Annotated in this window: 1 protein-coding gene (only partly in view); it reads left to right on the forward strand. The window is 47.9% G+C overall.

Going from position 1 to position 24,954, the window contains the following annotated elements; translation table 11 throughout:
* Positions 1-24,954, forward strand: partial view of a hypothetical protein gene (locus AC0L4K_RS01200; RefSeq protein WP_473267965.1) — the 5' portion only. 2,640 nt of this gene lie beyond the right edge of the window; the window shows 24,954 of its 27,594 coding nt (coding positions 1-24,954); the start codon lies at positions 1-3; its stop codon lies beyond the right edge, outside the window.

Consider the following 24,954-nt stretch of genomic DNA (forward strand, 5'->3'; position numbering starts at 1 on the left):
TTGCGAGCTCAGGGGGATGAACAGCAATCTTTAGTGCTTAATGCTGTTGAGGGCGACCAGTTTACCCTCGAGTTACCTTCAAGTGATGATTCGGCGGTTGGTGGCTTTACCACCGCGGATATTGCTGTTGGGGCAAATGCCATTGCGACCGCCGCGAATATTAAAGCTGCGCTTGAATTATTCCTTGGGGCTAATAGTATCGGCGTAACCCCCGATGACGTGACGGCGGGTAAGTTTGCGATTACCTTCTTGAATCTGGACCGGTTTGATAATCCCGAACAGCTGATCTTTGCTCCAACCCACTTAACGGCTTCGAGCGATACGTCGGTTCAATCGGCGGTTGCGGCGCAGTCTCCATTAGATGGTACTGAGCAAAACTACATTCATCAGGTTGCTTTGGGCAATCAGGTCAGCGGCGGTGAGTTTACGCTTAGCTTTGATCACCCCGATGGTGCGAGTGGCTTGGTCACCGTTGTTATCCCTGCATTGGCCGATTATTCGGCGATGATGCAGCAGATTGAAGATAAACTGAATGGGGTTGCAGACCTCGCGGTCAATGTGACTCAGCCGGATCCTGCTTTGGCAGAAGATCAGCGTAACTTCACTTTTAATATTGAATTTATTACCCCCGCTTACACCGGTGTGACGAATGTTAGTTTGGCTACAGGGAACCTAGAAAATGGGTCGACCATGGTCACGGTTTTGGATGGTTCTATCATTGTCGCCAACTACAAAAATATCCAAAACTTGGAAAGCGGTGAAGGCAATGATGTTTTTATCGATAATAGTGGTGGCGTGGTTGTCTCGGATCTGGTGGATAGAAGTGCAAATCCGACCGACCCCGCCTCGTTTGAGCTAGATTTTACTGCCAATAGCTTTAATGAAGGTGAATTAGTCACCCTGTCTTTTGCTAATTTTGAAACAACCGCGGGTGTGACACCCGATCCCGCGCGTTTGGCGGCGGTTTTTGCTATTGGTGCCGATAAAGCCGAAACACTCAGCAATATGGAAACGGCACTGAATGAGTTAGCGGGTATCACGGTTGCGGTTAGCAGCACGGTTGATGGTAAGTTTACGGTACTATTTTCAGCCTCGCCGGCTCCTGTGGTGAGTGATTTCAAGGTGGATTTGGCTAAAACCACGTTTACCTTTAATGATAAATTCGGTCAGGATCAGGTTTTTTCCACCGGTACATCAGATGTACTCGACTTTTCTTCGATCACGGCAAAGATTACTCAATCGGCACCGCAAACAGATAGCGATGGTGACTATACCTCATACTCTTACAGCGACGAATCCGGCACCCTTCATGAGGTTAAAGCTTACGGCACTTTCGAAACGAAAGGGTTGGAGGCCGTTGCATCGGGAGAGGGGTTGTGGACGGCCTTTAAAACATCTCAGGGCTTCGGCGATTTTGTTACGACGGCTGCAGTGGGTACTGGCGCGACGATTGACACGACAACGGATGCCGCAGCAGTAGATAGATTAAAAGCGGAAGCGATTGCCCGGTGGACGGCCGTGTTGCCTGCTGCAGCGGTGACCGACTTACAGAATATTGCGGTTACCATTGGCGATATTGGTGGGACTGATGGTGTTGTCGGTAGAACCACGAGTGCAGTTGGCACGAATGGTTTGGAGTACACCATTACGCTTGATGATAATGCCGCGGGTGCGACTTGGTATCTAGACGCTACGGCCAGTGATGACACCGATGATGGTGTTTATGATGGTATCGACCTGCTGACAGTATTAATGCACGAAATGGGTCATGTGTTGGGCATGAGTCACCCTGATTTCGCTACCACCGATCTGATGATGGAAGTGATTGATAAAGGCCAGCGTTTGTTGCCTACATCCGATCACTTTAAGAGTTTATCGGATCAAACCAAGTTAAGTATTGGCTTGGGCGAGCTGGCCACTTGGTCATCGCATATCGGCACTAAAATTGATAACTATCTGGATGACTCAACGGCTATTCCATTTACCGATTTATCCTTGTCTGACCTTTTAGGAGACAAAGTCACTAATCTCGATGGCACGATCCAAACTAAAGTACAGTCCTTTGTCGACACCATTGATGCCTATCTCAATCTAAATAGTTCGGCCACTACTAAAGATCTCTTAGAACATTTACAAACCACCGGTTCGACTGATGGTTTTGCCATCAATGTCGCCTCGTCCTCTAATTTAAAAGAGTATAGCGTTGCGCTGACGCTCGAAAGCTTTAGTGAATTGGTCAATCTAGATCTGAATGAACTGATCTCATTTGGTGACTTTAACTTTGACCTGCCGATTGATATTACTCAGTCTCAGCCTCTGGTGATCAGTGGCGGTATCGACTTTATGTTTAACTTTGGTGTTGACGATGACGGCGCCTTCTATGTTCGAGACCCTGGGTTAGATGCGCACTTCAATTTTGGCGAAGAATATATTGATATTGTTGGTATAACGGCGGGTTCTGTCGATACCACACCGGCGACCGTGACTATTGCCGGTAATCATATCGGCGCAATAAAAAGTACCAGTGCCGGTCAGTTTATGGTCGGTGATAGTTTTTACCTACAGGGGTCTGGTAATACCGATGAGCTCTACACCGTTGCAGCGATAGAATTAAGTTCAGATGGTCGCTCAACGATTATTACGCTCGCAGAGGAAATTTCAGCCTCAGATCTGTCTGATGAGGTTGCAGGCAACCTGATAAAAGCGTTCGATTTTGGTGTCAATTTAGGGCCGGTTGGTTTTGAAGTAAATGACGCGGCGCTATCCTTGGGTGCATCGATCGGTATGGGCTTCGATGGTGTGCTGAATTATCAGGACATGCTCAGCGATAGCACTGCATCGCTAATGGGCTTGCCGAGCTTAGAAGGCGATGCTCACTTTGAGGTGTTGCTACCGGTATCACTCTCGGGGGCGCTGGATGGCTTTAGTAATGAAGTAGGCTTTATCACCGCTAGTAGCAGTGATTTGCCTGAAGATGCCTCAATGGGACAGTTTCTCGCCAGTGTTCCAAGCTCGGTTCAGTTTGATAATTTAGAAGAGGTCTTCTCATTAGGTGGCTTGTCACTCGATATGATTATCGGCGGTATCGATGAGCTTCTTAAAGATGTTGTCGGCACCGATCGCGAAGTATTGGGTCAGCAGACCGGTAATACTGTCAGCTTTTATGAAGAGCGTTGGGGGGCCGGTTCTGTTCTGGCGACGGATAGCTATGACATTTCACCGGCCGGTGGACCACAGGCCAGTCGTTATGAAATTCTTGAAGACGGTACCGGCATTACCCTGTTTGAATGGACCGAGACGGCCAGTGGCGATAGTTTCTGGGGTGTTGAGCTGTTCGAAAGCGATGTGCGCGTTGTTCAAACCTACGCCCATACTGCATGGGAATTAATGGGTAGCTATGATGCTGATGATGTATTGGTTGAGCCGATTACCGAAAATGAGGTCACAGGCGCTACCTTTATCGATACAACCGGGGCTACCTCCTCTACGACGGGCGAGACGCTGTCGCGTTTCAACATTAAGGACGGCGTGCTTTATGACAAAATCGCCCTCATTGATGCCAGCCTCGCCGATATCTTAGGTGATGGCGGTGTCAGTTTTGCGGCGGGCCTGAGTAATGCCGTCAGTACTGTGCGTGATGCGGCGCGAAATGTTCAGCAATTGGAATATATGCTCAATGAAGAGCTGCGCATTTTATTGGCGCCTCTGGGTATTGCTTCAGATGCCGACATGGTTGATATGAGTTATATCAATTCAGCGTTTGATTTCGATCTAAATCTGGATCTGATTGCGGAAAAAGAGTTCGACCTCGCACTCGATATTGATGATCTTGGTTTAGATACATGGTTAGGCCTGTCGGCTGGTGCCTTAGATGCCATCAATGTGGAAGCGAATGCGAAAATAGATCTAAAAGCTGAAGCCGGCTTAGACCTTGGTTTTGGCTTTGATTTAAGCGATGTCACTAAACCGGTTTTCTACATTGATGAAATGACAGGTATCCATGCTTCATTGCATGGCGGGGTTGACGATCTCGATATTGAGCTAGGCTTTGATGCAGGCGCGTTGGGCACCATCGGTCTATTGGGCAAACAGGGTAGCGCCAATATCGATCTAGGGTTTTACGCCAATATGGGCAACCCTGGCGCTGACTCGAATGGTAACGGCTATCTAGATTTAACCGAAGTGACAGACGGTTTCCAAGCCTCGGCTTTTGGTTCTGCTGACCTGAACCTACCGATGTTCTTCCCCATTGAAGCACTACCTCTGGGCGGAACAGATAAAGATCTTGATGCTGATGGCGTTGCGGATAACGTCCTATTTGCCAAAGCGGCATTTAGTATCGATCAAAGCCAGAACTTTGTGAGTACCTTCGATTATAACCTGCCGAAATTCGATATGAATTTCGATGTCATCGTACTGTTATTGGATCTATTGAATGATCCAAAAACGGTTCGGGAAGGTCTGGAGGGTGCGTTCTCAGCCATCAACGAAGTGGCTAACGGTATCGATAATATTGCACTGCCGCTGGTGGGTGATGAACCGTTTGATGATCTGGCCAATAGCCTGCGTAGCATTGAAACCAGTGTGCTGGGTGAAAAAGATGCCAGCGGTTATATCAACGGGTTGGGTAAGAAATTACAAGACCTTGAAGCCGTCGGCGGTAAGGTATTTGAAGCCTTGCTTAATGAGATTCGCCAAGGGCTTTATGAGGGGCTGAAAACCATTAACAGCCCGCTATTTTCCTTTGTGGTGCCATTGTTAGATGCTTCCGGTGCCGTTCAATATGATAACAACGGTAAGATCAAAACGCGGCTACCGACAAGCGCTGATGATATTGAACTCACCTTTTCTGCCAATGGTTTATTAAGCTTCAATCTTAAATTTGGCGGTGTCTTAGTCGATGGTGAATTGCCGGTTGATTTTAATAAGACAATGCCCGGTTTAGGTTTGGAGATTGATGCCGCTTTAATTGCTGAAATTGATTATCTGATGGGCTTGGGGATTGGCTTAGGTAATATGGCGGCGGTAGGTAGTGGGCCTGATTTTGGCCTGTTCCTCGATACCTCGGGTATTAACGCGAAGGGTGAAGAGATTGCGCTCGATGTCGATGCACGGCTTAAAAATGGTTCCACTGCACAGGGCACGTTGGGCTTCCTAAAGGTTGATGTGACTGACGAAACCGATGGCAAGGTGCTGCAATATGATGCGGCTGGCAATGTCATTAATGACAAAGGTGCAGGTATTAGCGGCCACTTTGGTTTTGATATTAAAGATATTGGTGGCAAAACCGGAACCGTTGCAGCTGATGGGCGTTTAGAGTTAGGCGAAAAAGTCGAATTGGTCATTAATGCCAACGCTTATGCTGAGGCGAAATTGTTTACGAAGGTGTCGACGTCAGCCGCTGATGTGTTGCCATCAATCGATACCACCATCGTTTACTACCAAGATTTAGCCAGCGGCTCGCTTTCGACGACCAGTGGCGCGAGTGTTTCGTTTGGCGATCCTAATATCACGTTGCAAAGTGTTCGCTTAGACGCGGGCTCGGTATTTGAAAGTTTCTTAGGCGATACTTTCGATACTATTGGCGATATCATTTTGCCACTTAAACCGGTTATTGATCTGCTTAATACCGAGATTGATATGGGTGTTGCCAAGCTTAAAATCTTGGACATTGCGTACCTTCGATTGCCCGCGACAACAGTTGATACTGCCAAGAAGGTGATCGCAGCTCTAGCGGCGACCATCGATTTCTTAGAAAAAGCGCAAACGTTAAAATCAGCGGGTTATATCGATTTTGGTGATTTCAACTTAACCGGTGGCTATGCGACGGATACTTCAGCGGCGGTGACATCGAAAAATACCGCAGGGGCAAAATCAGAGACTGATCGTAATGCACAGTTAGGTTCTCACGCATCAACCATTGCTGGCCCATCACAAGACGGTGTTGAAGGTGGTAAATCCAGCGCAAATCAGTCGTCGACGAATAACCGGGCCACCTTTGGTAACCCCGCAGGACAGAAAAACTTCAGAATTCCTATTTTGGAAGACCCTGCCAGTTTGCTGCAATTTATTACTGGTCGAGGTGAAGTAGACCTATTCTGGTATGACCTACCTGACTTAGATCTGTTTTTTGAATATCAGAAGACCTTCCCGGTTTACCCTGGCTTTAACGTAGGTTTCTTCGGTGAAATTGGTGCTAGTACCAACTTTGACTTTGGCTTTGATACCCGTGGTTTCCGCGAATGGATGGAAACCGACTTCGATGTGGCTGAATCTTGGCGCTTAATTAATGGTTTCTATTTAGATGACCACGGCATTGAAAATACCACGGAAGATAAAGCCGAAGTGACACTGCGCGCGGCGGTCGGTGTTATCGCTAGTTTGGGGCTTGGTGGCCTAGTTGAGGCGGGCGTTAAAGGTGGTATTGAAGCGATTATTGGTTTCGATCTTAACGATATGGAAACCAACTTCCTCGACGACTTGCCGGTTGGTGATGGCAAGCTTTATGGCTCCGAACTGATTGAGCGAATTACCCATGGCCCGCAATGTTTGTTTGATATGACGGGTTCGCTCAACCTATTTTTAGAAGCTTTCTTGTGGGTCGGTATTGATGCCGGTATCAGTAAGATAACCCTGTTTGAAGCACGTAACCGTTTTGTGAATCAAGTGTTGGCAACCTTTGAGCTGGAGTGTATTCACAATGCGCCAGATCATATTGCTTCTTGGGAGAATGATGATCAAAGCACGGGCAACCTTATCCTAAGTTATGACAAAGGTGCGGATGCTGATGCTCACAATTATACGGTTGATGTTATTACGCCCGATATTGATTTAACCCTACAGAAGCTGTCAGAAGAGGGATATCTGGACACCGAGTATTACACCAAAGCGGAAGAAACCGCGCTGCGTGATCGTATACGGACCTTGAAAAGTGACAACCCGGGTGAAGATATTATTGTTGTGAGTACCGGGCTTGTGGCCGAGGTTTATCTTGCTAAAAATGTCAGCACATTAACGATTGCGGGCACCTCCGGTAACGACCGGTATAGCTTAAAACGCTTAAATGGTCGGGTCGATCATATTGATGTTGAGCTTGGCGGTGGCAGCGACTTCATTGAGATGATTGCCGATACTGAGAATACGGAGATCTTGGCCGGTTTGTATATCAGTGGTGGTGCGAATAGCGGTGCTGCATTGGTAGCAGGGGTTGAAGATGATGTTATCTCTGTCGATGCGGGTTATTTCGGCTCCGGTAATGCTAATGATACCTATGAAATCGTCACCGGTGACGGTAATGATCAGGTGGTGGTGACCGGTGAAAATTTTGCTTACGACGGCTTAACGGTCCGGGGTAACGCCGGTGATGACATCATCTTTACCGGTGAAGGTCACGACCGCGTCTTTGGTGGTGAAGGTTTCGATACCATCGCCACGTATGGTGGTAATGATTATGTTGAAGGTGGCGATGAAAATATAAGCACTGATATTGCCACCTTTACCGATCCGGATGGCAATCTACGGTTAACGCCAATCTATCAATTGGATGGTACGCCTTATGCGCATTATAACGATCAAGGGATGCCAACCGACGGTGCGGGCGGGGCTGCTTTAACCATTACTAAAGAAAACTCACAGTTTAGAACCCAGTTTGGTGATTACATTGACGGTGGCTTAGGCGATAACACTATCAGAGGTGGTGCCGGTAATGATGAGATATCGGTGGGTGGTGTCGATGATGACGGTAATCCTATTCTGGGTGGGGTGAATGATATTCAGGGTAATGCTGGAGACGATATCATTAATGCTGGCACCGGCTCCGTTAATGTTGATGCCGGTGATGGTGATGATACCGTGGTCTGGAATTATGCACCGTTAGCGGCCGGCGCCAATCTGGTTATGCTGGGCGGCTTGGGTACCGATAGCTTTGATATCACGGTGAATGACGATGCCAGTCATGTCGATTTACGCAAGCTCAATGCAGCGCTTTTCTTAGCCGATGGAGTGACCAAAGATACCCGGGCTAAATTAACCATCGATTATGCGTCTGATTATATCGTGATGGATGATATCGAGTCATTAAAACTCGATACTCAGAAAGAAAGTGACGACATCACTATTGGCGATTTGATGGATACAGGGTTGCTCAGTGTCGACATCACTCTAGGTCAGGATAAAGCGCGAGAATGGCAGCCAGACCGTGATGTTGACGGTAACTATCAGGTTTATCCCGCGGATTACTCCGCCTTCCTTGCACAAACGCCTCAGTTGGATGACAACGGGGATGCGGTCAAAGACTCTAATGGCAACGTTATTTATGTGCCGGTAGAACCTCAGAGCTATATCACCAATGTGCGTCAGGGCGAATACTTCTATCGTTTCGATTTACAAGAGGGAGGCCAGTATCTGAGCACTTCCGATGGTGCGCCGATACTCGAATCGATTGTCAATGTTGCCGATTATTTAGCATCGTCGCCTGAAAATAACCAACAAGAGCTGTGGTTAGCTGACGGACTGGATAACGTGACTCTGTTTTACGGCTACGATGACACCAAAGCCGATGACGGCCGCACAACGGGTAATTCAGCAACAATTACTGCCGGTATGAGTGCTGCAGAGGTGCAGGCTGTGCTTGAGTCTATAACCGCTATTGGTGTGGGTAACGTTACTGTTACGCCTGCCGCAGCGGCAACCGAGAGCACTCATGGTACGCAAGCGAATCCATGGGTGATTACCTTTGATGGTGCGACCACAGATTTGAACAGTAACTATTTGGTTCTGGCGCATCAGTATTTAGTACAGAAGCATAGCGGCCCAATGACTGAGCGTGACGATACACGTGCACAGCAGTATCTGTATCATCTGGATGTGGTGGGTGCTGACTATTTGTCGAATGCTGATCATACTCCTGATGTCACCACCATCACTGATACCATGAGTGAAGTCCCACGCAACAGTGCGCAGCTGTTGGCCTTTGATGTGCTGGATTACAACGAAGACGCACCTGTGGAGGTGAATGGTATTGTTTGGTACAACAACGAAGGTGTTGCTGTATCGTCATTAATGACAACAGACGAAGTGCAGACTGCACTCGAAAGCCTGACTGATATTCCCGCTAACAGTGTGGGCGTGAGTGGTCAGGGAACGATTAATAATCCATGGTTGATTCGCTTCTCTGATAACCCGTCTGGGCCGGCAGCTGTCGAAGCCACCAAAGGTGTGGATGGTAACTTCCATACCCTCGAATTTGTTGTCGGTGGTAATGTCTTAGACGCTGGAATCATCACTAAAACAACGGTATTGGGTGATGATATTAATCTTCCGACTAATATCGAGCAGTCATTTACGCTTCCTGCGAGTAGCAAAATAACGGCTGTTAGCTACGGTGGCGGCACGGTGACCGTCGATGCTGATGATACGCAAGCGTCCATAGAACAGGCATTGTTAGCGCATTTCGGTATTGATGATGTGGTCGTGACTGAGGGTGATACTGCCGACAGTTGGGTTGTCCAAATACTGGATGCTATTACCGATGCTGATGGTAACTATAGTCTCTTGAGTTTTGAGTTAGTGGACAGTGTCTCTGACGTCAGCACACAAACGGCGATATCTTCGACGCTGACTGACCATGTGGTTTTCCCAGCTCATGATCGTCAGGCGCTCACTATTCCCGCCAATATTTTTGCCGCTGAATTCGCCTATAACGGTCAAACGGTAGCGATCTCCTTAGATCTGCAAGCCTCAGAAGCCGTGACATTAGCACAAGCCACGGCTAACGCCATCGAAGCGGCACTGCTAAACCATCCCGATATTAGTGCAGTTAAAGCGGCCTCGGGTTCTGAGCCCGGTCAGTGGGTTGTGCAATTATTGGATGCTGCCACGGATGCGCAGGGTGACTTCTTTGGTTTGAGCCTGACCGTATCAGAGCATATCGCTGATGCATTGGTCGTTCCGGCTAGTACAACAATACTGGTAAACCCTAGTTATGTTGACGGTGTTAGCGATCCCGCGGAGGCGGTGTTCAGCTTCACTAATGGCGAACAGAAGCTCCATTTCAGTACCGACACGGCCATGGTTTGGTATGGTACAGAGAAAGTGTTATTGAACAGCAGCATGAGCGAGGCGGATATTCTCGCTGCATTTGATAGCATCGATGCGTTAAGAGCATCGGCGGTGACGGTTGTGCAAGGTGTCGATAGTTTAGGTGACCCGAATTGGACGATTAGCTTTGCGCCTCTGGATATCAGTGACACCCCTTATGAAGTGATGAAATTGGCTGGAATTTCGTCTGTAGCGATTGTTGATCAAGCCAGTATTGAGTCACAGGTGTTGGAAAACGCAGGGCGGGTTCAGAACCTCACGTTGGCTGCCGGCCCTGTTTCGCTTTGGTATGGTGATCAAGCGATTGATATCAGTGTGTTGAGTGCTGCAGCGATAGAAGCAACTCTAGAAAAATTTGATGCTATTGATGATGTGCATGTTACTGGAACAGGCTCTGCTACCGATCCGTGGCAGGTTACCTTCTTGCAAGCCGACCAGTTAGATGATGGTTCATACAAGCAGTTGCGTTCCGAACAATACACACAAGATCATTCTGTTGTTCAGGCTTCAACCGCATTTTCACGCGATCTTAGTCATGGTGTTGTCGCCACTCAAACACTGTATCTGGAAGACTGGCAGGATCATGCTTATTTCTCCTACAACGGCGAATCGGTGGTCTTACAGCGTGATATGAGCGCGCTTGAAGTGGAGTTGTATCTTGAAACGCTTGATACCATTACTGATGTTTGGGTCGGTGGTACGGGTATTGAAAATGACCCATGGACCGTTGCCATCATTGATGCAGAACTGGATAGCGGTGCGAACTATGTATTCGAACGCTTTATTAATATCCAGAATATGGAAGTTAAAGCGGATGTAAATACGGCTGATAACAAACAGCAGCAATACATCGATAAGGCAGACGTTGTTGCCGGAACCTATCTGTATTACGGTGACTTTAGTGTTGAACTGGAGGCTGCCGATCTAACGGCGGCGGGTTTGCAAACGGCATTGATTAGCGGTGGCATCAATGTCGCTGTGTATGATGAAACCAGCGTTTTCAGAATAGAGTTTGTCAATGCCGCGAGTCAGGCCATTATGGTCAACCCTGCAGGGGGCGGTTCAATTGATAAGTTAACGGTAGCGCAGGACATTAATGTCCAAATGACGCTGCCTTTGGGTGTTTCCAGCACAACCTTTACTCACCCAGACTATGCTTCAATTACGGTTGATTTGACCGCGCTGAATGCGGCTAAAGTTGCCGGCGATGCGGCGGCCATTACTGCGGCATCGAATGCGGTTGTTGCTTATCTGGAAACTCAGTTTGGCGCTTGGGGCGTTGTTGATCAATTAGGTGTGGCGACGCAGATCATTGTTGCTGGTGATGGTTTAAGCCGAAATACGATGTTTACTATTGAGTTAAACGGCTTCTCATCGCAGACACCGATCACTCAAACCTATGATTTCAGCGGTCTAGGTGTACAGGCACTGATTGATAATATTTCATCCAGCTACAAAATTATCGAGCGGGTGGACACTGCAGGTAACTGGAACATTGAGCTCGATGGTGCCGGTGATTACGCTGTGCTGCCGCTGAATTCACTGACAGGCACGGCTGAAGGATATTTATCATCGTTCCAGACCATTGAGCAAAATGTGCCACGTATGGTTGAGAAACCGACTTGGTCGATCCCTGATGGTGGTGGTGAAGCCGAACTGGACGGTGGCACTGATTGGTTTGAAGATCCTACCTACAATACCGATAACGCTAACGATAGCGTGTTAATTGAAGGTGGCGATGATGCCAGTATCCGAGATTACTTTACGGTCGGTCACGAGCTGCAGGACACCGGTCTTGTTGATGCGAGCCTCGATCCTGTCCTGCAGAAAAATACCGATACTGTGCAAGTTGTTCACCGTCGGGTTGATTTAGCCGAAGCGGATAACCTCAGCCAACGTCAAGTGACGATCACTATTCGGGGTATCGATCGCAAAGCGGATGAAGCGGATACCTCCGATAAATTCGACACCATTAATATTAATGCCTTGGGCGGTGATGATTTTATTATTGCTGGCTTTAGTCCAAATGAAGAGAAGATTCTGGGCAACACCATTAATTCTGATTCGGTCATACTGTCCCGTGCTGTGGATAACCTTGGCCTCAGCGGTGGCGACGGTGATGACCGGCTAATTGGTAGTCAATATAACGACCTTATCAATGGCGGTGAGGGCAATGATGTTATTACGGGTGGCCGTGGTACCGATATCTTTGATGATGTCGATCTTGATGATAATGACATTGATACCCTGATAGAGCAGCGTGATTTGAACTTCAGCTTGTCGGATGATTCATTCAAGGTAACAAGCCAGCAGCAATCATTGCTTGATCCGACAGAAGACGTTGCTGTGTATGAAGATGAAACCAGCGTTGGCGTGTTTGAGCAGTTTGAAATATACGGCGGCGCGAGCAGCAATAACTACGGCGTTTTAGATTTTACCAAAGGCGCCTATTTCGACGGTGGCTTTGGTTCCGATAGCTATGTGACGACCCTGAGTGGGGTTGTCGATGATCAGTCAAACGTTCATATCATGGACAGTGGCACGGGGGCCACTGAGAGCGATACGTTAGAAATTCGCGGTGCCGATGATGCGGATGATCTCTTCCACCTAGATGTCGATACTCAGTATCAACTGTTAGAGAGAGCGAGAGATTTAATAACCCATGCGTTGAGCGATTTTGTGCTTAGCTATGACAATATAAGCATCAATGTCCTTACCTCTGATACGGCCAGCAGCCTACAAACTAAATTGGCGAGTGCCGGTATCACGGCTCGCGTAGCTGAGGTGGGCGGCGATGCGCTGATGATCGAGCTGATAACCGCACCGCAAACGTCAGAAGAAAAATTCATGCGTTTTGAGGTGTCGGATGCCGCGGCGGCTTCGGTCTCTGTTATTCGCTCATTTGTCGAGCGTTTGGCCGAAGATGGCACGGGCGATGCGTTGCTGGCGGGTAAGCCCGATATCGATGCTATGTTCGAACGCCAAGATAATGAGATTCAGGTTTACAGCATATTACCGGGCCAAACCGGCAGCTATACCTTGAGTTACGATGGTTTCACAACCGACTTATTAAGTAGCACCGATGATGCAGCGACTATTAAAGCGGCGTTGTTGGCGCTCATCGACCCAGCGACCGGTGAGAATGTCATCAGAGAGCTGAACATAAAAGGTACGGGGACTAACCGCGATCCTTGGTATGTCAGCATTAACGATGCGACGCAAGATATCCAAGGCAATTTCTACTTGTTGCAGTCGAGCAATGCCGCACTGATCAACAAACCGGTTGATATTGCGGATGCGATTGCCAGTACGACACCCTCAATCTCAATGGCAGATCCAGAGTTCTATCAACGGGTTTATTACACTGATGGCCTAAGTACTGTGTTGGTGAATGGTGGCGGCGGTAACGATACCTTCGTTGTCGATGGCACGGTGGCTTCTCTGAATGTTTCTGGTGATGAAGGTGATGACAACTTCGTAATCGGACGTGTGATCGACACGCATTTTGTTGATGATGGCCATGGCGAGTTAATCGAGGTGGTCAAGGGTCTGAATGGTATTACCGCCGGTGTTAATGACAATAGCTTCTTCTATGGCGGTATCGGCGACGACTATTTTGAGGTTAACCATAATATTGGTCAGTTGTCCTTATACGGTGAAGCGGATGACGATACCTTCTTCCTAAAATCCCATTTACAAAGTGGGGTGTCGGCTTCCAGTGTGGCAAGTGACACCGGCGGTGGCGGTATTGTTGCCGGCGCAGGCGATGAGAATAATCTCACTGCCGAAGATGAAAAAGACACCATGATTAACTATGTGCAGAATAATCGTGTGTCTATTTTTGGTGGCTCTGGTTTCGATACGTTGATTCTATCGGGCACACGTCAGGGTGATGAGTTTAATATTTTCACTGACGAAAACGATAAGCAGTACATCTATGGTGCAGGCCTTAAAATTGAAGGTGTTAGCGGCATCGAGCGATTAGCCTTGCTCACCGGGACAGGTGAGGATGTTATTAACCTCTATGGCTTGAATGCCGATATCACTCTGTTGTTGAGTCTGGGGTCCGGTAATGACCACATCAATTACGGTGGTGCAGGTGACACCTTTGAAGTCATTTATCCTGAATCCAATGCGACTTATACGGTTGAGCAGGATGTGTTGCAAGATATACTGGATGCGCAAAGTGTGACTAATAATGAAGTTGTCTTTTCGAAGCGGGAAAACAGTTTTGATGCTGCCGCATGGGAAGCATTCTTCCAAAAATGGGTGAAGGCAGATGCCAATCCTGTTATTGATGAGGCCCATTGGCGGTTATTTGAGGCTAACTTAACCGTTGCTTTAAAACTCTTCGCTCAGGGCGTTGAACGAGCTCGCACCAACCCGGTGAATGGCGTCAGCTTGTCTAGCCTCGAAAGGAAAAACTTCGGTCCCTGGACATTCACTGTTCGTCAGGACAATACCGCTGCAGTTGATGCTTATGTACAAAATACCAATCTACTCGAAGACGCGTTGAACTTTACGGGTCAAGAATGGGGACAAAGTTTCTCTGATGGTGATTGGGAAAATTACTTCGCCAGTTACGCGCCGATCGAAGCTGTCAAAGTTAGCGAATTGGGGCATGCGATCGCGCCAGCGTTGCCGGATGAAATTGACTTTGACCTGTTCAATAGTCTCGCTGATACGGGATCGATCAATGCCGGTAATAACGCGCTGGATGATGTTTTCTTCGGCACCTACTTAAACTGGGTAATAGGCCAGACAGTCACCGGCAGTATTATTCAAAGTGATGGTGTTCGTTTAGGCTCATCTAATAACGACACAGAAATTGATAACTGGGGCTATGACCCCGATCTGTATTTGACGGATCTCTATACGCGTAATGTGCCGGTTTATCATCAGGCGAGTTACTGGTTCTTTGGCACGCATCACTATACCTATACCACGGCTTGGGAGGGGGTGACGGGTGTCGGCGAAGAGAAGTATGCTTCAAACGATCGTATCGGTGTAGCAGGAACAACCCCTGGCAAAGATATGTTCTGGGATATGATTTCGCTGTTTTATGATGTTGAGGCGAAGAAGGAAAGCGATACGACGATTAACGTCGTGCAAGATTATAGCGCCGATGAAGTGACCGGTACCGCCGCGTATAAATTCGATAATTTACCTGAGCGTAGCGTACTTAAAATACTGCCTGAAAACTACGATATGTCGCGTATTGCGGGCTTGGTTAGGGTTGTGGGTGGTGCTGATACCGATACGGTCACCGTTAATGCGCGGGACAGTGCGGGCCTAGATATAACCCTAGAGAAACAAGCGTTAGAAACGGTTGATTTTGACTTTAATCTCACCAAATTAGCAGAACTGACCGATGGTACTGGCTTTACGCCGGATGATTTGAAGAGTGCTTTAATCCGTGCTCATAACGACACTCAAGTCGGTGTTCTTGATGATCTACTCAATGGTGATGTTGCTGAAGTCAGCGTCACCTTGTCGAAAGACTTGTTGGTTGAGGCGTTTACCGCACTCGAGTACCTCAACCCATTGCAGGCGGCCGTCACGGCATTGGCTAACACCAATCCCGTTGTCTCGGATACGACCTTTATTGAGCGATTAGATGGCTTTGTGAAGCGCGGTCTGCAGTTAATGGGTGAAAACCTGATTAGCACCTATGATTTCTCTCTCGATGTATTGGATGCTTTGCTGATTGACCCGATGCTGGATGAAATATCTTCTTCTAGTCTGAAGAGCGATGTTGTGGCTCACCTTGAAGGCTTGAGAAGCTATCTTGATCTGTCCGGTGTCCGTGCGCAATTGAAAGATGGCAGTTTGCCGGGTGGTCGAGTTTATGACATCGCCTCTGACTCTGCGCTTAGAGTGTATAAGCAGACTCAACTGGATACCTCAATACGATCAACGAGTTATGAATATTCTCAGAATATTTGGGATAACGAAACCTGGGATGCAGCTTATGATTGGAATGCTTCGCTGGGCGAATATGTTCGCCGTTTAGATCCTAACGCTGATGATGTACAAGCGCTGACGCGCAACGATAATGGCTATGGGGATGGCCCACAGGCCGATAGTACCGCGGGTAAAACCAACTATAGCGTCGACCGTGAGATCGATACCCGTGAAATTTTAGCGATCAATTACACCGTGGGTGATACCGCAGGAATCCAAGGGGTGAATTGGGTCAGTGGTACGGTGGGTAATACCGATGCGACCCGGGGTAAAGATATTCTGCTTAATAATCAGTATGCAGAGATCGTGGATAATCTGGATCACTCTTATTACAGCTATTCCTACTACGGGGTTGGTGCTCAGCACGAAGAAATTCTGGAAGCGGTTGCGCTACGTCGCTTTAATCAGGATAGCGGTGCCAATGATGTGGCGGCGAGCAATCAATTAGATGACGGCGTGTATCTCACGGCGGATAACTGGAAGGATTACACTATTGCTGTTGGCCAGAGTGCCCTGGGTGATCTTGACTTCAACGATGCCAACGTTACGCGTTTAATCGAAACCCTTGATGGTGGGCAGGCTCTGCGTACCGATGTCGAAGCACCGTTGCTGGATGGTTTAATCATTACCCGTGATATCAATGGCATTGCCGTGGATCACGAGATAAATATCAATGCTGTGCAGGATGACTATGGTTTCTATCTAGCAGAGTCGGTAGAAATAATCATGACGATCAACGAAACGCTGGTGGTCACCGATGAGTTTGTCACCGGCAAAGGCGCCGTTGAGAATGTTGTCGCTTTCGATACGCTGCAAGGCTTAGGCGAATATGCTGTGCGCATGGTCGGTGTAGAAGACATCGTGCTTAACCTGAATGCCGATGATGCCAATGACAACAGCCAAGTGGTGGTTGATAAGGTCTCGGTTGAAAGCCTGCATCACGCAACAGACATTACGGTGAATACCGGTGCTGGTGGCGACAAGCTTTTTGTTGCAGCCGCGGGTGCGGAGAATATTCAATTGAACTCGGGTGAGGGTAATGACTTCATCACCCTGTCTGATACCGGCACATACGCTGAAGTCAATGCGGGAGCCGATAACGATACGATTCGGGTTAATTACAACGCTAATGATTTGCAAACCAATGTGAATGGCATTGCTGGTGAACTCGTCTTACGCGGCGAAGCGGGCTCCGATTGGTATTACATTGGCCTAGCCGGTGAAGGTGAGTCAGTTATCAGTATTGATGACGATGCGGCTGATACCGGTTTTGACCGAGTGGCGATTCAGGGTACTGACCAAGCGGATAACTTTTTATTCCGTCCAGATACTATTTTTGCACTAGAGGTGGATGCCGATGGCAACCCACTGATCGGTGCGCCCATTCAACGTGTTAATTACAACATCGATAGTAATGATGAAATCAATGTCTATGGTCGTGATGGACATGACAGCTTCACCTTTGATGACACCACTGCGAAGATGTCCGTTTACGGTGATGCCGGAGACGATACCTTCCAAGTAGGTCAAGTATTTAACGCCGCTAGAAATAATGTTGAATCAGGTCTGGCGCCGGAAGATTATTTTGATACAACCTTGGTAACGCAGGGCTATATCAGCAATGGTATTAGCTACGATGCTTCGCTCAATGGTGGTATTGGCGAGGATAATTTCATTGTCTATCGCAACGTTGCTTCTGTTGATTTGAATGGTGATGAAGATAACGATACGTTCTTAGTTCGCAGTTTCGTACTGGTTGATCCCGATGATGAAAATGCGCCGGTTGCCAATATTAATGGTGGTCAGGGCGCTGACTTCATCAACTACGCGATGAATGCACCGGTTAATATACGTGGCGGCGATGGTTTAGATACCGTGACTATTCTGGGGACTGAGTTTGGTGATGATTATGTCATTACCGAACAGGGCGTTTTTGGAGCGGGCCGCTTTATTGGTTTTGAGGGCATTGAGCGGTTAATTATTAATGGCATGGAAGGTAATGATAACTTCTATGTTTATAGCACCAGTGAAAACCTCGATCTAAACCTGATCGGTGGCTTAGGCAGCGACACCTTTAATACCGCGGGCGGTAATGACGGTGAGTCGATTACCGTGGTGGCGGATGATCTACAAGGCCATAGTGGCTTGTTGGAACACACCTTAACCACGGGCGATACTCGCTTTCAGGCATTGACCCAAACCATCTCTGTCGATGTGATGGACGATGATGAAGCCGGCGTTATTGTTCGTCCCGTCGGTTCATCAATTCGCACATACGAGAAAACCGCCGGCGTTGTTTTAGCCGATCGCAATAAAACCAATAACACCTATGAAGTAGTTTTGACCCGAGCACCGCAGGATGTTGTGCGGGTGACTGCCAGTGCCGTTTTGGCGACAGAACTGGAATTAAAACAGGGTGGTAAAGGAGTTGCCTTGAATGGTAGCGAAGACACCACCACGCTATTGTTCGATCGTACCAATTGGTTTATTCCACAGTTGGTGACGGTCACCGCGCCCGATGATGATCTGGCTGAAGGTGTCCGTAATATCGTGATCCGTCATTCGGTGAAAGAGGGTGATACTGATCAGGATGGCGATGAGTATGATCGTATTCTGGTGGGGCAGATTACAGCAGAAGTGGTGGATGATGATTTAACATCCCATAAAGTGATTGATGCCAACCCCGATGTTGCCGTGACCTTAATGAGCAATAATCGTTATGAGGTTGCGTTATCGCAAGCGCCTACGGCGGACGTTGTGATAGAGATCGAAACGCCAGACTCAATGGAGACGGATAAAACAACGTTAACCTTTACTGCAGCAGATTGGGGGCCACAAGTGGTCGCCTACAGTGATGCGAGTGGTGGCGCACCGGATGGTCTGATTTCTCACTTAGTGATTACCGATGATGCCTTCTTTAGTGGGCAGGTCATGGGCAGCATCGATGTGCGCTCGGTATCGCCAACCATCTTAATCGCTAAGAGTAGTAGTGAACCGTTGGTTGCTGAAGCGGTAGCCGCTTTGCGCAGTGATAGCTATGAGGTGATGTTAAGCCATCAACCGTCTGACAATGTGACGATTACCATTGCGAGCGATGGTCAGTTAGCCACCGATGTGACTGAGTTGACATTTACGCCAGGTAATTGGAGTGAGGCGCAAACGGTTACCTTTACGGCTATCGACGATGCCGATGTTGAAGGCATTCATTACGGTCGTTTAAGCCATACCGTTAGCAGTGCTGATCCGTATTACGATGATCTGACGATGAGTGTGGTCGACGTCACGATCGCGGATGATGAATCGCCCTCGCTGCTGATCATTCAGGAGAATGGTCGTGCGCAGGTGAAAGAAACCGATGCTGCGGGTGTCCTCGGTGAAGGCATGGTGTTGGTTGATAGCACGGGGCTTTCGGTTCAGGCGAGTTTTGGTTTGGCTGAAGTGAACGAGTTGCAAGGCAATGATAGCGTGAAATCAGCGCAGGATTTAAGTGCTGCCCGCTGGACAACCGCTACAGATCCAACCATCGCAAACTCTAAAGCACTTCCGCACATTACTGTTAATGGCCGTGGCGATGGCTCGAAGGATTACTTCAAATTCACCGTTACTCAAACGATGATTGATGATGCAGGCTCTGCTGGCATTGATTTCTGGGCCGATGTGGATTCCGATTATGCTGCAGGTGATAGTGTTTACTGGCAGAGTAAAACGAACCTGTTGACATTAGATCAGGGTAAAACGTCGGTGCTGCCGGTTACTTATTACAACGACAGTTACATTAATTACAACATCACGGATGCGGGCACCTATTTTGTTGAGGTTGAAGGTAATATCAATCGCAATAGCCCCGTTTGGGAAGGTGTGCCAGAAGGCACCGATTATAAGCTGCACCTCAGCTTGCAGGAGCAGGTGACGACAGCGTTCGACTTTACCCAGTCACCGCTGCTCGAAGCTGAGAATGAAACAGCCTTCTATAACGGCACTGGCGGTCAGCTTATCAGTGATATTGATGGCGTGAGTGGTACGGGCACTGACAATAAGGGCTGGTATACCGATCCTAATATTCTGGTTGGTAATACTGATGTCGGCGGTGTCATTAATGACACTATGTCGCATATTACTATTGAAGGTGGCGGCTCTTATAAAGCGGATAGTTACCTCTTCGAAGTCACGGATGATATGTTGTTCAGCCCCGCGGGCTCGGTTCATGCGGACGACTCCAACTTAGGCAGTAAAAGCGGTTGGTACACCTCTGCGGGTATAAACTTCCCAGCGTCGGTTAAAGTGGGAGACCAGTGGCATGTGACTGTTTCTGGTGTGACTTATGATGTTGAGGCGATGGGCACCAGTGGTGCTGACCTGGCTGCCTCATTGTTAACTCAACTGAACGGCTTGGATAGCTTCTTTACCGCAGCTATCGGGAGTTCTGCCGACGATGTAGTGATAACGAATATCGAAAACGGCTTTAAGCTGTCTATTACCCATGAGTCGGCTTATGCCGCTGATCAAACCTCGATCTCTTTGCAAGAAACCAATGTCGTGCTAAAAGCGCCATCATTTGGTGTGGGAAATGGACAGGATTGGATAGTCACCATTGATGGTCAGGATTACACCTTTGATAAATCGTCCGGTGCTAACAACCTTAATACCGTAGGCGCTGGTTTAGTTGGCGCGGTTAAGGATGTGCTAGGTACTGATTATCGTATTAAGTACGACGATGCTAGCAAAACCCTCACCGTGACGGACGATGCCAGCAAAGCGGTCAGCGTTCGCGTGGTTGATGATCGCTCTGTTGATGCGGGTTCAACCCAGTTAATTGAGCGTAAGTTCACCATCGACACAGGTGTTGCCAACAATCGTACTTGGTCTGTTACTGTCGATGGAGAAACGGCTGAGTACACGAGTAGCTATACCGGTGCCGCTAATGCGCCAACATTGGCTGCAATCACTGACAATATTCAAGCACAACTGGATAGTAAGTTAGATGGTAACTACAGCATTACCTATACCAGTGGTAATACATCCTTTGTCGTGAAACGCTCGGATGGCAACGGCATGACGACATCCGATGCGCGTTTCTCTACTTCAAATGAAGTACATCAACAAAAACTGGTGCTGGATAGCACCCTTACTGCTGAAAACTGGCGCGTATTGTCGGGCGCTAGTGCGGTGGCCAGTAATGCTTCAGCTACCGATGTAGACATTGTTGGTGCGGATCTCGCTACACAGCTGACCGCAGGTGATTATGTTGCTCATTATGAAGCCTCGAGCAATACACTGGTGATAACCCGAGATAATGGTGCCAGCCCAGATTTGACGTTGAACGCGATGGTGACTGAAGATACCGAAGCGTCTCAAAGCACCGTTAATGTGACGGTTTATTCTCAGGCTTTAACCATTGATTCTGGTTACAGCCATAGCAGTAGTGATGTTTGGACAGTAACGGTTAAGGATAGTAACGGTGATGATGTCTCATACAGCGGCGCTTCATTGTCGACCATTTATGGCACTGCTGGAGCAGCTGGTGGATTAGCGGGTGTAGCGACAGCACTGACCAATGGCTTAGCTGGGATTACGGTAACCGTCGATACGGGTGCCTTAGTATTTGTTGCCGATGATGAGAGCCGCGTCTCTGCGAGCTTGAGTATTGAAAATATCGAAGCTCTACAGGGCCCACAGGTCGACGATAGAGATCGTTGGGATACCTATGCGTTAGATCTTACTGATGATGCTCTACCCGCGGTGGGTGATGCTTGGTCGATTACGGTTAATGGCATCACTTATACGTATCTCGTGAGCCAAACTGATATTGATGCGCCTGAGTCGATTAATGACAAGGTTGCTACCGGTTTGATGGACCTGCTTCATGCTGCAGGCTTGAGTAGCACTGTAACAACCATCGGCAATCGGGTGTTGATTGATACGGTCGATGATGCCCTTGTTTCAAATGGACGTAAGACTCAGGTTCAGGGCTTGTTCGATATCGATTACGGTTCTTCTTTTAGTAACAGTTCGACTAACGTCTATCAAAGTGAGTCATTTTCATCTTCAGGTAATATTTTTACGACTCTCACAGAGACCAAGCGTGTAGTAGAAACACGGGTGACCTCTACGCAATCCTATTTGCCGTACATGAAAGTGTTTGATATGACGTCTGGTGCTGTTAATGGCACAGAGATGACCTTTGATAAAGACTTTAGCTGGCTGGCGGACAACGGCAGCAGCAGTCAGGGAGATCCTATGTTGGAGTTCCTGTTTGCTAATAAAGGCACTTATCGAGTTGAAGTGGGTTATTCGGTTACCTATACCAGTGATGTGAATGTGCGCACGGAAATTACCACGTTAGAGCGATCGTTATTTAATACCACTATCAATACATCGGTAACCACTAACGGCAATAGTTATTCAAATACCTACCTAGAAGGTATGACAGAGAACTATAAGCTGAATATTTCACTCGAGGGTCATGCCACCGATAGTAACTATGTGAAGATGGATGGCATGTTATTGACGCTGACTTCGGGCGATAACGCAGGTCAGACAGCCATTATCGAAAGCTATGACGCGCTAACCGATACCTATAATCTCAAGTCCAATCTGGTGTTGAGCGCAGGTGATCGTTTCGAAGTGAGTTATCTGATGAGCGGTGTGGATGGCTACGCTAATGAAAGCTGGCAAGATGACTCTTATCAAGTGGTCTTGTCGGGTGCGCCTATGGTGCTTGATCCAGTCACGGGCTTGCTGGTGCCGGATTTAGTGACCATTGATTTTGCCGGCATTGAAACACGGACTTATCATAGTAATTACGCTTTCGAAGACGGTAAAACGGCCGAGCATAATCAGGTTCAGGTAGGCACAGACACATCGAGTATTACCTTTGTAGGTGGTACGCCCGGTGCCGGCCAAGTAGCTTGGGATGATATTCAAACGATTACCTTGTCAGCGGCCGATGACGACATTATTGATGGCGGTGATGCCCAAGTCTTTGCTCCGTTAGGCGAGCGTCTTAATAGCATTCGCGGGCCGATCTCTATCGATGGTGGTTTGGCGGATAGTGCCGCTCAAACTCTTAATAATCCGCTGCTGTTACCGGAAGAAAATAACTGGTACAAAATTGAAGGCACGCTTACATCGATTGATAATGTTGGCGGCCATATAGTGGTGACTGACAGTGCTGCTGAATATTGGGATAAAGATGAATTTAAACACAACCCCGGCTTTAATTTAGATCTTAAGAACGGACTGTTTGAATTGGTTATGGTTGATAATGCTAGTGGCGAAACGGTCACCATGGAGATCGTTGCGCAAAATGGCCAAACCTTCACCCTAGCGGGAGACTGGCCAAATGGTGTTGCGCCAATGGCGCGCGACTATTACATCAACCCGGTCAATATGAATACTCGGGTTACTGAAGATACCCAAGTCGATGTACTTAATTTGTATAACAGCGCTAGCCCTGCAGCAGAAAAAGGCATATTAACGGCGGATACGATCACTGGCTTTGGTATGGGGGATAACATCAGGCTGGGCGATGAAGAGATTGCAGGTGGTATTCGTTATGCCAACCTTGAAACGCTGTCGATTGAATTGGGCAATGGCGCTGATGATCTAACGATTCAGTCTACTCATGCAGGTAGTACAACTATCGATACCCGAGGAGGCGATGATCTCGTTAGCGTTGAAACAGTGGCTGGTGCTCTGACCCTGAAAACAGGCGATGACGACGACATTGTTACCGTCGGTAGCCAGCAACAACTAGCGGATGAGATCGCGGCATTGTTAGTGGTTGATGGTGGAGAAGGTGATAACCAACTGATCGTTAATGATTCTGGTGATGCTGATAGCAATGAGTTGTTCGTCACTTATGACAGCATAACGGGCTTAGATATGCCGTCGCTGTCTGAGGTGCAATCGCTCTATATACGGGCAGTGTCTGGTCATTACGTTCTGGATATTGATGGTGTCGCGATAGCTATTCCTGATCTTGAAGAAGCAACGCTATTGACGGCCTTGAAAACTCACTTTAGTGCCGGCCCAGGTTTAGCGGTTGAGCGTCAAGCGGTTGTTAACGGTTACCGCTTTACCATCACCTTTGGTGGTGAAATGGCAGGTCAGTCTATTCCTCAGTTGGAAATTACCGATATAACGGGCTTAAATGCTGCAGCCGATGCAACCGTTGAGGTTAAAACAAGCACCATTAGGCAGGCGGCCTTAACAGCACAAACCGGTCAGGTTCAAACCTTAACGCCGGCGTCAACAGGGGCTTTCCAGTTAGAGGTTTTGGGCCAGCTAACAGCGTCTATCGCGGTAACAGCAACACCAGCTGAGATTATTGAAGCGTTGCGCCCAATCTTAAACCCGAATAACAAACCTGCGTCGTTAGTTAATGACGATCTATCAGATCAACAGGATTTCTTACCGTACACGGATAATATTTCAGTTATTCGGGTGGGTAATGAATGGTTGGTTCAGTTCCAAGGTGCATATGCAGGTGTTGAAATTACGAGCGTTGTTGGTGATGCCTCCGTTGAGAAACGTATGGCTGGCATCAACTATTACAACATTGGCCAGCTGGATATTAACTTAGGCAGTGGCAGTGATGTTGTTAATGTTCAATCAACTCATCAGGACACTGAAACCAGTATTAACACCTTTGTGGGTGAAGATTCGATCTACGTTACTAGCGATGCTAACGCAGACTTGACCAATCAGCCTGATGCCCACGGTACTTTGGATGGCATTAATGGTTTGTTGAATATTGATGCGGGCAGCGGTGAGAACGCACTGTATATCAGTGACTTTGATGATGTTGATGCTGATAACGCGAGCTTAAGTCGTGATCGCCTCAGCGGCATGGCTTTAGGTGATATTACCTATACAGCAACCAGTGGTAAT

The organism is Amphritea sp. GJ51-11 (assembly GCF_055808735.1).